The organism is Pseudomonas crudilactis, assembly GCF_013433315.1.
GTDB classification, from domain to species: Bacteria; Pseudomonadota; Gammaproteobacteria; order Pseudomonadales; family Pseudomonadaceae; genus Aquipseudomonas; species Aquipseudomonas crudilactis.
The window spans coordinates 382,915-395,172 of the sequence record NZ_WXVV01000002.1 but is presented as its reverse complement, the minus strand read 5'-3'; the positions used below and the strand labels follow the sequence as shown (position 1 = coordinate 395,172).

General features: G+C 59.3%; 11 protein-coding genes. 8 read left to right on the top strand and 3 right to left on the bottom strand.

The window, feature by feature from the left end:
- Positions 1–248 precede the first annotated feature (248 nt).
- Positions 249–893, bottom strand: a complete 645-nt coding sequence (gene yihA, locus GTU76_RS04210) for a ribosome biogenesis GTP-binding protein YihA/YsxC (protein WP_016986445.1) — start codon at positions 891–893, stop codon at positions 249–251.
- Positions 894–1,084: 191 nt separating this feature from the next.
- Here yihA and GTU76_RS04205 point away from each other — a divergent pair, with 191 nt between their 5' ends.
- The 7 genes from GTU76_RS04205 to GTU76_RS04175 all read left to right on the top strand — a co-directional run bounded on the left by GTU76_RS04205 (position 1,085) and on the right by GTU76_RS04175 (position 8,389).
- A complete protein-coding gene (locus GTU76_RS04205) occupies positions 1,085–1,375 on the top strand; it encodes a c-type cytochrome (RefSeq protein WP_016986444.1) in 291 nt (96 codons plus the stop codon).
- A 43-nt stretch (positions 1,376–1,418) separates the two neighbouring features.
- The gene (locus GTU76_RS04200) at positions 1,419–2,030 is read left to right on the top strand and encodes a c-type cytochrome (protein WP_016986443.1); all 612 of its coding nucleotides are present in this window, start codon (positions 1,419–1,421) and stop codon (positions 2,028–2,030) included.
- A 187-nt stretch (positions 2,031–2,217) separates the two neighbouring features.
- On the top strand, positions 2,218–2,859 hold the full coding sequence (locus GTU76_RS04195) for a thiol:disulfide interchange protein DsbA/DsbL (RefSeq protein ID WP_016986442.1): 642 nt from the start codon (positions 2,218–2,220) through the stop codon (positions 2,857–2,859).
- A gap of 14 nt (positions 2,860–2,873) precedes the next feature.
- Positions 2,874–3,752 (top strand): endonuclease/exonuclease/phosphatase family protein, encoded by an 879-nt coding sequence (locus tag GTU76_RS04190; RefSeq protein ID WP_180698121.1) that lies wholly within the window; start codon positions 2,874–2,876, stop codon positions 3,750–3,752.
- Positions 3,749–5,815 carry a GGDEF domain-containing protein gene (locus GTU76_RS04185; RefSeq protein ID WP_180698120.1) on the top strand — a complete coding sequence of 689 codons (2,067 nt, stop codon included), beginning with the start codon at positions 3,749–3,751 and terminating at the stop codon, positions 5,813–5,815. Before GTU76_RS04190 ends, GTU76_RS04185 begins: the two co-directional genes overlap by 4 nt.
- Positions 5,816–5,916: 101 nt before the next feature.
- Complete coding sequence (locus tag GTU76_RS04180; protein ID WP_180698119.1) at positions 5,917–6,699, top strand: N-acetylmuramoyl-L-alanine amidase; 783 nt, start codon at positions 5,917–5,919, stop codon at positions 6,697–6,699.
- Positions 6,700–6,775: 76 nt separating this feature from the next.
- A complete protein-coding gene (locus GTU76_RS04175; RefSeq protein WP_175555631.1) occupies positions 6,776–8,389 on the top strand; it encodes an EAL domain-containing protein in 1,614 nt (537 codons plus the stop codon).
- Here GTU76_RS04175 and GTU76_RS04170 read toward each other — a convergent pair.
- Both GTU76_RS04170 and algB read right to left on the bottom strand, forming a co-directional pair.
- Positions 8,386–10,176: an ATP-binding protein gene (locus GTU76_RS04170; protein WP_180698118.1), complete on the bottom strand. Its 1,791-nt coding sequence runs from the start codon at positions 10,174–10,176 to the stop codon at positions 8,386–8,388. The genes GTU76_RS04175 and GTU76_RS04170 overlap by 4 nt on opposite strands.
- Before the next feature lie 10 nt (positions 10,177–10,186).
- Positions 10,187–11,533, bottom strand: a complete 1,347-nt coding sequence (gene algB, locus GTU76_RS04165; RefSeq protein ID WP_016986437.1) for a sigma-54-dependent response regulator transcription factor AlgB — start codon at positions 11,531–11,533, stop codon at positions 10,187–10,189.
- A 427-nt stretch (positions 11,534–11,960) separates the two neighbouring features.
- Between algB and GTU76_RS04160 the strand changes: the two genes are divergently transcribed.
- On the top strand, positions 11,961–12,245 hold the full coding sequence (locus GTU76_RS04160) for a hypothetical protein (protein ID WP_016986436.1): 285 nt from the start codon (positions 11,961–11,963) through the stop codon (positions 12,243–12,245).
- Positions 12,246–12,258: the final 13 nt, after the last annotated feature.

Here is a 12,258-nt window from a genome sequence, read left to right as displayed (position 1 = left end):
CGCGGCAACGCCAGTAAAACCTGCTTATTTCGAAAAGCGCTTGGGATTATTCCAAAGCTTTTTGAAAAAAATCTGAACTAATCTGGAAGGACACCACTCAGAGATACTGAATGGCTGGTGAAGCCCTTCGATGCTCCTATGTTGTGTTAAGTGTTGGCAGATATCTGAACCCCGCCCTAGCGGTTCGGAACTTAAACCCCGGAATTTCTCCCTCCCCAATGAAATCCGGGGCTTTTTTTGCCTGCGATTTACTCAGCAGGCAATTCAGCGCCTTTGTCAGCCAGTTCCATCCAGCCGGCCAATACAGTGTAGGCCTCTTCCAGGCCCATGCGTTTTGGCGCGGAGAACAGCTGGATGGTGACCAGGTCGCCCCATCCCTTGCGGATTTCCGACTGTACTTTGAGCAGGGTGTTCTTGGCTGCGCCGTAGGTCAGTTTGTCGGCCTTGGTCAGCAGGATGTGCATCGGCATGCCGGCCGCAACGGCCCAGTCGAGCATCAGCAGGTCGAAGTCGGTCATTGGATGACGGATGTCCATCATCAGAATCAAACCCTTCAAACTCTCGCGGCCACCGAGGTAAGCCTCAAGGTGACGCTGCCAGTGCATCTTCAGCGGGATCGGTACTTTTGCGTAACCGTAACCCGGCAGGTCGACCAGACGGCGATCTTCGTCTAGCTTGAAGAAGTTCAACAGCTGTGTGCGACCCGGGGTTTTCGAGGTACGCGCCAGGCTGGCGTGAGTCAAAGTGTTCAGCGCGCTGGATTTGCCGGCGTTGGAACGACCGGCAAACGCTACTTCGAAGCCTTCGTCGTCAGGGCATTGATCGACTTTGGCGGCACTGAGCATGAACGTGGACTGTTGGCACAGGCCGAGGATGGGATTCTTGAGTTGCATGGGATTTCCGATGTGGGCGGCGCCGGGATTGGGCGCGGAACGCGGTGTCGCTTCCGTTTCAGTGACGCCAGTATATAATGCCGCAGATTTTGTGTGTGCTTTGTCCCAGCGAAGGATGAAGTTCACGAGAGCGACAGACTTTGATTGCGCATTAGAACGCAGAACGCTCTCAACCCTGAAAAGGTCGTTTTATGACGAAATGGCTGCTGGCTGCCGGAGTCTTGATGCCGCTTTACAGCGCACAGGCTACACAGGATCCGGAAGCTGTGTACAACCGTGTTTGTGGTGCCTGTCATTCCGGCCAACTACCCATGGCGCCCGAAAGAGGCGATCAGGAAGCTTGGACGCCGAGGTTGGCGAAAGGTATGGGGACGCTGGTGCAACACGTGACCCAGGGTTTCAAGGCGATGCCGCCGCGTGGTTTGTGCATGGACTGCAGTGCCGAGGATTACCAAGCCATCATCCTTTGGATGAGCGAGTAAGCCCGGTCCATAACTTAACCCTTAGCCGTAGTTGGATTAGCTGATGAACAAATTGATCGTGAGTCTGCTGTTGACCGTGGGAATTTCAGGCTTCGCCCATGCTGCCGGTGATGCCGCAGCGGGCCAGGCAAAAGCCGCCGTTTGCGGAGCCTGCCATGGCCCGGACGGCAACAGCATGGCGCCAAACTTTCCGAAACTGGCCGGTCAAGGTGAACGCTACCTGACCAAGCAACTGCACGACATCAAGTCGGGCAAGCGCACCGTTCTGGAAATGACCGGCCTGCTGACCAACCTGAGCGATCAGGACCTGGCCGATATCGCCGCCTACTTCGCCAGCCAGAAAGGCAGCGTCGGCGCCGCCGATCCGAAGATCGTCGCTCGCGGTGAAGCGCTGTTCCGTGGCGGCAACCTCGCCAAGGGCCTGCCCGCTTGCACCGGTTGTCACTCGCCGAACGGCGCCGGCAACGCCGCTGCCGGCTTCCCGCACCTGGGTGGCCAACACGCTCAATACATCGCCAAGCAACTGACCGATTTCCGCAAGGAAGAAGGCGGCCGCAACAACGACGGCGACACGATGACCATGCAGACCATCGCCAAGCGCCTGAGCGACGAAGACATCGCTGCGGTCTCCAGCTACATTCAAGGTCTGCACTAAGCGCACTTGGCGGCGATAGATCTCGGGCAACGTTAACGCTCGATTAATCCGTCGCAGCAAGTATAAAAAGGGTGGCTTTGGCCGCCCTTTTTTGTGGCCGCTACCGTTACACTACAGAACTCATGCCCGCCAGGATCTGTCTGAAAACAGGTCGCGCGAGGCGACCCAAATTGTCCAGGAGTAAAGCATGCGTAATCTGATCATCAGCGCCGCCCTCGTCGCTGCCAGCCTGTTCGGCGTGACCGCTCAAGCCGCCGAAGCCCCTGCCGCCCCTTATGTCGAACTGGCCAACCCGGTGCCGGTGGCAGAGCCTGGCAAGATCGAAGTGGTCGAGCTGTTCTGGTATGGCTGCCCGCATTGCTACGCGTTTGAACCGGTGATCAACCCATGGGTTGAAAAACTGCCCAAGGACGTCAACTTCGTGCGTATTCCAGCCATGTTCGGCGGCCCATGGGACGCTCACGGCCAGATGTTCCTGACTCTCGAAGCCATGGGTGTCGAGCACAAGGTTCACAACGCCGTGTTCAACGCAATCCAGAAAGAACACAAGAAGCTGACCGACAAGAACGACATGGCTGACTTCCTCGCCACCCAAGGCGTGGACAAGGATAAATTCCTCGCCACCTTCGACTCGTTCGCCATCAAAGGTCAGATCGTCAAGGCCCGTGAACTGGCCAAGAAGTATGAAATTACTGGCGTGCCAACCATGATCGTCAACGGCAAGTACCGCTTCGACATCGGCTCCGCCGGTGGTGCCGAGCAAGCGCTGCAACTGGCTGACCAACTGGTCGCCAAAGAGCGAGCGGCAACCAAGGCTGCTGCCAACTAAGCGCGGCATCCGCCATGCGCCGCTGGAAGTCTGAACGCATCGTTGGCCTGCATGATCCGCAGGTCAACGAGCATCACCTGGAGTCCACGGGCCTGCCCGCAGACCAGCGTCTGCGCTTGCTCAGTTTCAATATCCAGGTCGGCATCAGCACCGAGCGCTACCGGCATTACCTGACCCGTAGCTGGCAGCATCTGCTGCCGCACACCGGGCGCTCAGGCAATCTGCAAAAGATCGGTGACTTGCTGGGCGACTTCGATCTGGTCGCGCTGCAGGAAGCCGATGGCGGCAGCCTCCGTTCGGGCTACGTCAATCAGGTGGAACATCTGGCCCATCTCGGCGCCTTCCCCTACTGGTACCAACAACTCAATCGCAACCTCGGTCGGCTGGCCCAGCACAGCAATGGCGTGCTCAGTCGCCTGAAACCGTCGGCGATCGAAGATCACCCGCTGCCCGGCCCGAAAGGTCGCGGCGCAATTCTGCTGCGCTTCGGCGAAGGTCCGGAGGCATTGGTGGTGGTGATGATGCACCTGGCCCTTGGCGCGCGAACCCGCAGCCTGCAACTGGCCTATATTCGTGAGCTGATCGGTGGCTATAAACATCAAGTGCTGATGGGCGACATGAACACCCATGCCAGCGATCTGCTGCAACATTCTCCGTTACGCGATCTCGGCCTGCTGGCCCCGCAGGTGGAAGCAACATTCCCCAGCTGGCGTCCTCAGCGTTGCCTTGATCATATTTTGCTCAGCCCGACCCTGACCCTGGAAAAGGTCGAAGTGCTGGCCCAACCGATTTCCGATCACCTGCCGGTCGCGGTAGAGATTCGTCTGCCGGGTTCGCTCACGGCCGATGCATTGCCCGCGTTGAGTCCTGCCCCTCGCGGAAAGCCTGAATGAGCGACGACGCCCAGCGCTGGAAAGAGAAGTACCTCAAAAGCATCGAACAACAGGACAAGCTTGAACGGCGATGGGCCGCCAGGCTCGATCTGCTGCGTCGCGGTCTGGTGCGCAGCACACTGGCGGCCGAAGGCACCGACAAGGTCGTTGATCAGTGCATGAAAGAGATGCGCGACGTGGTGCGCACCGACGACATGGACGCCGGCCTCGCCGCCCTGCTGCCGCGCCTGGAAAAAGCCGTGCTCGATTCCGAGCAGCGCCGCGAAACCCGCATCGATCAAGTCAGTACCGCGCTGACCTCGCTGGTCACCCAGTTGCAGGCTTTGCCGTTGCCGCGTGAAGTCGCTCAGCCACTGAAGAAATTCGCCAAACAACTGGATGGCCGCGTCGGTTCAGCGCGGGAAATGCCATTGCTGCTGAGTGAACTCAGCGGCTTGCAGGGCAAGGCGTTGAGTCAGCTGGAAACGCCAGCCGAACCGGGACGCCCAGGATTGTTGCAGCGTTTGTTTGGTAGCCGTGACAGCGAAGAAGCGCCAGCCTCGAGTGCAGAAGCACCCGCGCCAACTCCGGCACCACCTGATGCGCAAGCGCCTGTCGCATCAGAAGCCGAGCCAGAACCAGCGCCCTTGCAGACTGCCGCTGTTGCAGGCCCGGTCATCACCGCCCCCGTGATCAAACAACTCGAGCCCGCGACTGAGATTCCCCCACCGCTCTCGGAACCTCAGCCGGAAACTGACGTGGTTGCGTTTCAACCACCCCTCGCCAGCGAAGCAGCGCCCGTTGCCGCTGAAGCAGCTCAGGCCGAACCTGAAGTTGCCATGGCGCCCAGTGTCACGCCGATACCAGTCAGGGTCTCCAGCTTCAATCCCGACGAGTTGACCCACCCCGGCGACCGGACAGCGCTGATCCTCGATAGCCTGCCCCTACCCGAACCGATTGCTCAGGCGCTGGCGGCCATCGACCCGGAGCAATCCGAACATGACATCCTGTTCGCCCTGCCGGACACCCCGGAGCCGTCCTACAGCTCGGTGGCCAAGCACATCGAAGACACCCTGATCGGGCTGCTCGACGACCTGACCCTGCCCGAACGTCACCGTCCTCAAGCCGAAGCGATGCGTGAACGGCTCAAGCACGGCTTGAACTGGTACGAACTGATCCCGATCCTCGACGATCTCGCCACATTGATGCTGGCGATCACCGACAGCGGTCAGCATGAATTCGAAGCCTATCTGCAACAGCTCAACGAACGCCTCGAAGCGTTCCAGAGCAACCTGCAAGCCGCCAGTGAAGGTCACGCCGATAACAGCTCGGCAGCGCGGGCGATGGACACGCAAATCCGTGAGCAGGTCGACGGCTTGCAGACCAGCGTGCAGGAAGCTGCAGATCTGGATGACCTCAAGCAAGTGCTGGAGAACCACCTCGAAGGCCTGCTCGGCACTATGGACCAGCACCAGAAGCAGCGTGACGCTCGTGAACAGGAAGTCGCCACGCGGCTGAAAAGCCTGTCCGAGCGCGTGGCGCATATGGAGCAGGAAGCCCAGGGTTTCCGCGAACATCTTGAAGTACAGCGGCAGAAAGCCCTGATCGATCCGCTCACCGGCCTGCCCAATCGCGCCGCGTGGAGCGAACGCCTTGAGCATGAGATCAACCAGTGGCAACAGCACGGCAACACCCTGAGCCTGGCGATGCTCGATCTGGACCACTTCAAACGCATCAACGACAACTACGGCCACCTCGCTGGCGACAAGGTGCTGAAGATCATTGCCACGGTGCTGCGCAAGCGTCTGCGCGGCTCGGACTTCATTGCCCGTTTCGGCGGTGAGGAGTTCGTTCTGTTGATGCCGGGGACGCCGCCCGCAGTCGGCGCCAAGCTGCTGGAAACCCTGCGCGCCGCCATCGAAGCCTGCCCGTTCCACTTCAAGGGTGAACGAGTGACGATCACAATCTCCATGGGACTGGCGATATTCCGTGCCGGAGAACACAGCGATCTTGTGTTGAAAAGAGCCGATCAGGCGTTGTACCGGGCGAAAAATGCGGGGCGCAATCGGGTCGAGCTGGGCTGAGCAATTTGTTCCATTTTGTTTAAATCCGCCCGCTGACCGTCGAGACGCAAGACAGTACGTTACACTGTTGCATTACTGTCTTGCGTGTACTCCCTTCTGCCATGAAATTCTTTGCCCTCCTCGCGTCGCTCCTTGTTCTGGCCGGTTGTGCCAGCAGCCCGCGGTATGACACCAGCCATCCTTCGGCCAATTACGACAGCCGTATTCAGTTCGTGATCGTGCATTACACCTCGGCGTCGCTGGAGCGCTCGCTGCAGTTGCTGACTCACGGCGAAGTCAGCAGCCATTACCTGATCGGCGACGACAAGAGCGGCACCATCTACAAGCTGATGGATGAAAACCAGCGCGCCTGGCACGCCGGCGAGAGCCAATGGCAGGGCCGCACCTGGCTCAATTCCAGCTCGATCGGCATTGAAATCGTCAATCCAGGCTTCAAGGACACGCCGACCGGGCGTCTGTGGTATCCGTACAGCGAAGCGCAGATTCAATCGTTGATCGTCCTGCTCAAGGACATCAGCAAACGCAACGGCATCAGCCCGCGCCACATCATTGGCCATAGCGACATCGCGCCACTGCGCAAACTCGATCCGGGCCCGCTGTTCCCGTGGAAGCGTCTTGCCGCCGAAGGCTTGGGCGTATGGCCGAACGAACAGGCAGTAGCGCGCCAGCAAATGCTGTTCAACAGCAGTGAACTGCCGAGCATCAGCTGGTTCCAGGCGCAATTGGCGCACTTGGGCTACGACACGCCGCAGACCGGCGAACTGGACGTTGCGACACGCCATGTCCTCGCCGCGTTCCAGATGCACTTCCGCCCTTCACACTTCGACGGCACGCCGGATGCGCAAACGGCAGCGTTGTTGCTGGTACTCAATCAGACAAAATAATGACGCCCGCCCGACGGTTAAGGCGAAATCGCAATCAGCAGCTATAACTCATTGGTAATTCTTCGGATATTCCATGATGGTTGCTACCCGAGAGACACTGCGTAGCTGGTTTTATCGCCCCTGGTTTTTGGCGATGATCGCGGCTGTCCTCAGTACCAGCCTGCTGATCGCCGGCGGTATGTTCGTGGCGATACGTCAGGTCGAGCAAAACGAAAGCCAGCAAATGAACGCGCAAGGCGAGCGTTTCCTCGCCCGCCTCGAACAATTGTTCGGCCAGTTGCGCGAAAGTCTCGACGATCTCGAAGCCCAGCCATTGCGCAGTTGTGACGATGAAATGATCGCCACCTTGCAGCAAGTCACCTTCAACTATCGCTTCGTCTATGAAGCGGCTTACATGGACGCCTCACGGATCTGCTCCAACCGTCCGCGTCAGGAAGGCGTGTCGGTAGTACGGGCGCCGGATATCAGAGGGCCGACTTACAGCTATTGGCTCAATACCACCACCGAACCCGATGAAAACCGCGCCGCGTTGATGCTGGGCCGCGGCAATTTTCGTGTGGCCACATCACGCGGGCATCTGACCGACATGGTCGATCTGTCGCCCGGCAGCAGCCTGCTGGTGGTACTCGACCATGGTGCCCGTGCGATCCCGGTGCTCGGCACGGCGCAGGCCTGGCCACCGACCGAACATTGGCCACCGAAAAGTCGCGAGTCATTACAGGTCACTCAGACTCGGCTGATCTACCGCATGCCTACCGACAACCCGGAATATCAACTGGTGCTGATCACGCCGCGCACCGGCATGCACATCCCTGCGATCTGGTGGTGGGTGGTTCCGGCCTGTCTATTGCTCGGCGCATTCGTAGGGTTCTTTGTGTTCTTGCTGGTGCGCCAGCGCCAGTCACTGGACGCCGAATTGCACGGTGCCATTCGCCGGGGCGAGTTGCAGGTGCTCTATCAGCCGATCTTTGACCTCGACAGCCGCAACTGCGTCGGCGCCGAGGCGCTGCTGCGCTGGCGCCGCCCCGACGGCACACTGACCAGCCCGGACCTGTTCATCCCCATGGCGGAAAATACCGGGCAGATTCGCCAGATGACCGACTTTGTCCTCCAGCGTTTGCTGGAACAACTGGGTCCGGTGCTGCGGGCCAATCCGCAACTGTATATCTCGGTCAACCTCGCCGCCTGCGACGTGATGGTGCCGCGCATCGGCCAGGTCATGGCGCGGCTGCTAACGCTCCATCGTGTAGCCGCGCGGCAGATAGCCTTCGAGGTCACTGAACGTGGCTTGATTGACGTGGTGGTGGCGCGGGAAAACCTGCAAGCCTTGCGCGATGTCGGCCATCAGGTGTTGATAGACGACTTCGGCACCGGCTATTGCAGCCTCGCCTACCTGCAAACCTTGCCCGTGGACTGCCTGAAGATCGACAAAGCGTTCATCGATGCACTGGGCCATGACGCGGCCAGCAGCGGCGTCGCTCCGCACATCATTCACATGGCCCAGGCGTTGGATCTGAAGGTGATTGCCGAAGGTATAGAGCTGGAATCACAGGCGCAATTGCTTAGCAGCGAAGGCGTGAAGTTCGGTCAGGGCTGGTTGTTCGCCCATGCGCTGAGCGCGGTGCAGTTCATCGAACTGATCACCCGTGGCCGACGCCTTGCCGGACGGCGCATGGACGACGAAGCCTAAACGGCGAGCGCCATATAGAACTGCGTGCCCTGCCCCGGCCGCGAATAAACCCCCATACGCCCACCATGCAGCTGGACGATTTCCTTGCACAGCGCCAGACCAAGCCCGGCGCCGCCCTTTTTGCGGCCGACCTGCACGAACGGCTCGAAGATTCGCCCTTGCTGGCCGTAGGCAATGCCTTCGCCGTTGTCTTCGACACTGATGATCACCCGCTCGCCATGTCGGCGCGCCTGCAAACGGATCTGACCGTCGCGGGCGGTATGGCGCAGCGCGTTGTCGATCAGATTGTCGAGCACGCGATCGAGCTGCGCCTGATCCGCCTGCAAACGTGGCAGCGGCCCCTGCACTTCGACATTCAAGGCGATGCCCTTGGCCGCCGCCGAATCGGCAAAACGCAATTGCGCCTGCTCCAGCAAGTCTTCGATGGAACACGGCGCCAGTGTGAGTTTCTGCAGGCCATTCTGATAACGCGAGAAGTTGAGCAAATCATTGATCAACTGCATCAGGCGCTGCATTTCCTCATTCACCGTGTCGAGCAGATCCGCCTCGCGCGACTCCGCCGGAAACTTCGCGCGCTCACGGAACAAACCGAACGCCATGTGCATGCCGGTGACCGGCGTGCGCAGCTCATGGGAGGCGCGCAAGACGAACTCACTGCGCACCCGTTCGAAGGCGCGTTGCTCGGTGACATCGTGCAGCACCATCACCGCCCCGAGAATATGCCCTTGGGTGTGGCTGACCGGGGTCAGGCTGTAGGTCAGCAGGCGTGATTCGCCGTCGACCTCGATACTCAGATCTTCCGGCGCCCGCTCCAGGGTGCCGCCGCGTAGCACCAGTTGCAGCTGCGCATCCAACTCTGGTCGTTCCAGCGCCGTGCCCAGCCCCTGGCCGAGGCGATCATCTTCCCAGCCCAATTGTCGCTGAGCCACTGGATTGAGGTGCTCCAGATTCCCCTGACGGTCGATCATCAGCAAGCCGTCATCGATGCTGTCGAGCACCGCTTGCAAGCGTTGCTGGCCGGCGAGCAATTCATCGACGTTGGTCGCCTGATGCTCGCGCAGTGCCTCAGCCATCAGGCCGAAGCGTTTGGTCAGCTGATTCATTTCCATCGCTGACGAAATAGGCAGGGTCACTTCAAAATTACCTTGGCCGATATTGTCCGCCGCTTGCGCCAGCGCCTCGATCGGCGCGCCGAAACGCCTGGCAATGCCGTGGGCCGTGATGAAACCGATGATCAGTACCGCTAACCCGACAAATCCAAGCAGACCCGCAATCAACAAGGCACGGTCACGCGCCTCACGCTGTACCGCGTTGATATTGTCCAGTGCATGCTTGTGTTCGGTGATCAGTCCGTTGCGCAATGTGTTGAAGCGCTCCCGGAAGTCAGCGCTGCTGCTCATCGAGCTGGCCGGGTCACGGGACAAATCGAAAGCTTCCAGGAAGCTCAGATAATCCGCTTTCGCCCGACTGAAGCCGTAGAGCCGGCCATCGCCCTCTTGCTCTTGGGCGATGCCTTGGTCCAGCAACTGGAAGTAATGCTGTTTCGACGCTTCGAACGCCACGGGATCGGGCTTTTCCGCGAGCATGATGATCAGTTGATCACCCAGCGTCTGCCGCAACTTGAGCCCCAGATCCAAAGTGACGAAGTTGCTGCGCACCAAGGCTTCTTGCGTGCCGGCCATCTGCATCACGCTGACCAGCCCGAGCAGCAGCCCGAGCAAGGCCACGGTGATCAGTGCGGAAATGCTCAAGAACAAACGGGTCCGCAACTTCATCGCCAGTTTCATCGTCGGGCGCTCACAGGTTGTACTGCTTGCGCTTGCGATACAGGGTCGAAGCGTCGATGCCGAGGGTTTTCGCCGCCTGATCCAGCGTGCCGGCGGTGGCGAGGACTGCGCCGATGTGGGCCTTTTCCAACTCGTCGAGACTCAACGCCGCACCGACTCTTGGCGCATTGTTGGCAGGTTGCTCGGCCATGCCGAGGTGGCTGATTTCCACGCGCTCCTGCGGGCAGATGATGCTCGCCCGCTCGACCACGTTGCGCAGCTCGCGAATGTTGCCCGGCCAGCGGTAGCCGAGAAGTGCCTCACGAGCTTCGTCGCTGAAGCCCCTTGCCGGGCGTGCGTACTCTTTGACGAAGCGCGCGAGAAAGCGGTCGGCCAGGGTCAGAATGTCCTCGGCACGTTCGCGCAAGGGCGGCAGGTGCAGAGTGATGACATTAAGACGATAGAGCAGGTCTTCACGGAAGCGGCCGTCACGGACCATGTCCTCCAGATTGAGGTTGGTCGCCGCCAAAATGCGTACGTCGGCGCGACGGGTGACCGGATCGCCTACCCGCTCGTATTCCTTGTCTTGAATGAAGCGCAGCAATTTTGGTTGCAACGTCAGTGGAAAATCGCCGATCTCGTCGAGAAACAGCGTACCACCGTCCGCCTGATTGACTCGCCCCAGCGTACTTTCGCTGGCACCGGTAAACGCACCGCGACTGTGACCGAACAGCTCGCTTTCCATCAATTCCGCCGTCAGCGACGGGCAGTTAATGGTCACGCAGGATTTCTTCTCGCGCTTGCTCCAACCGTGAATCGCTCGGGCCAGCTCACCTTTACCGGTGCCGGACTCGCCGAGAATAAGAATGTTGGCGTCAGTGCTGGCAACCTGGCGGGCCGTCTCCAATACCACTTTCATCGCCGGGCTGTGGGAGTCGAGACCGTCTTTCGGTTTGCGGATTTCGCCTTCGAGGGCTTCGAGGCGCGCCGACAGTTGACGCACTTCCAGTTGCTTGGCGGTGGCCAGACGCAGTTGATCCGGGCTGCATGGCTTGACCAGATAATCGGCAGCACCGGCCTGGATCGCATCGACGGCGGTATCGACAGCCGAATGCGCGGTCACAATCACCACGCGCATCCACGGCGCTTGGATGCGCATCTGCGCCAATACGTCGAGGCCATTGTCTTCACCCAGACGCAAATCAAGGAAGCACAGATCGAAGACCTGACGTTGCAACAGCGCCTCAGCCTGGGCCGCGCTGTTGGCGGTGGCCACCGTATAGCCCTCGTCTTCGAGGCAATAACGGAAAGTACGCAGGATGGCGGATTCGTCGTCCACCAGCAGAATGCGGCCTTGATGCTCAGTGGCAGATTCCATTTTTCCTACGCTCCATAGTGATTGGTCTTGGGTTAGTCCCGGAAAAATCGGGCAAGTTGCATGGTTGATTCTGAACGATGCCAGCCATAGGAGGGTAGCTCTCTCCTGCCATTACGGCCAATACGTTGATTTTGTTGGTTTTTTAAACAAATGCCGATTTGCAGGGCATTCCCTGCGTACTTTTCTGACATCTGCGCCCTGCTCTCAATTCCATAAGAATGAAATCTCTTACGAAAAAATCGTGCATTGCGCACGATCCCAGATGACCCATCGTGCAGGATGCGTCGCGGACGTTTTTCATCATGCTTACAAGTTATTGATTTTATTGAATATTTTTCAAATAAAAAACTGGCATGCAGGCTGCAATACCTCACTCATCCCGGGCAGATCAGAACTGCCCCAACCGAATAAGAGTGAGGAACCCAGGATGACTCGCCAACGTGCCGCCCAAGTGCGTATCTCGCCACTGCACATCCAGCAAGGTCTGTTCGGCGTACTTGCGCTGTTGATCACCCTGATTGCCTGCCAGCAATACCTGAGCTGGGAAAACAGCCAGCGCCCAGAGCCGTTGATCTCGATGCAGCATGCGACACAAGTGCACTTCAGCGCCGTCAGCAGCAACCATACCGAGACCACCTCGATGCGCATGATGGACGTCGATCAAGTGCAACCACAGGATCAAATGCCACGTGAAGAGCGCTGGGTTTTCTAATTGATTGAACAGA

What these genes read in the sequence shown, in the direction of transcription:
- algB (WP_016986437.1), bottom strand. Translation starts at nt 11,533, where the DNA reads ATGGAATCTGCCACTGAGCATCAAGGCCGCATTCTGCTGGTGGACGAC.
- GTU76_RS04175 (WP_175555631.1), top strand. Translation starts at nt 6,776, where the DNA reads ATGGTTGCTACCCGAGAGACACTGCGTAGCTGGTTTTATCGCCCCTGG.
- GTU76_RS04160 (WP_016986436.1), top strand. Translation starts at nt 11,961, where the DNA reads ATGACTCGCCAACGTGCCGCCCAAGTGCGTATCTCGCCACTGCACATC.
- GTU76_RS04190 (WP_180698121.1), top strand. Translation starts at nt 2,874, where the DNA reads ATGCGCCGCTGGAAGTCTGAACGCATCGTTGGCCTGCATGATCCGCAG.
- GTU76_RS04170 (WP_180698118.1), bottom strand. Translation starts at nt 10,176, where the DNA reads ATGAAACTGGCGATGAAGTTGCGGACCCGTTTGTTCTTGAGCATTTCC.
- GTU76_RS04205 (WP_016986444.1), top strand. Translation starts at nt 1,085, where the DNA reads ATGACGAAATGGCTGCTGGCTGCCGGAGTCTTGATGCCGCTTTACAGC.
- GTU76_RS04180 (WP_180698119.1), top strand. Translation starts at nt 5,917, where the DNA reads ATGAAATTCTTTGCCCTCCTCGCGTCGCTCCTTGTTCTGGCCGGTTGT.
- yihA (WP_016986445.1), bottom strand. Translation starts at nt 893, where the DNA reads ATGCAACTCAAGAATCCCATCCTCGGCCTGTGCCAACAGTCCACGTTC.
- GTU76_RS04185 (WP_180698120.1), top strand. Translation starts at nt 3,749, where the DNA reads ATGAGCGACGACGCCCAGCGCTGGAAAGAGAAGTACCTCAAAAGCATC.
- GTU76_RS04200 (WP_016986443.1), top strand. Translation starts at nt 1,419, where the DNA reads ATGAACAAATTGATCGTGAGTCTGCTGTTGACCGTGGGAATTTCAGGC.
- GTU76_RS04195 (WP_016986442.1), top strand. Translation starts at nt 2,218, where the DNA reads ATGCGTAATCTGATCATCAGCGCCGCCCTCGTCGCTGCCAGCCTGTTC.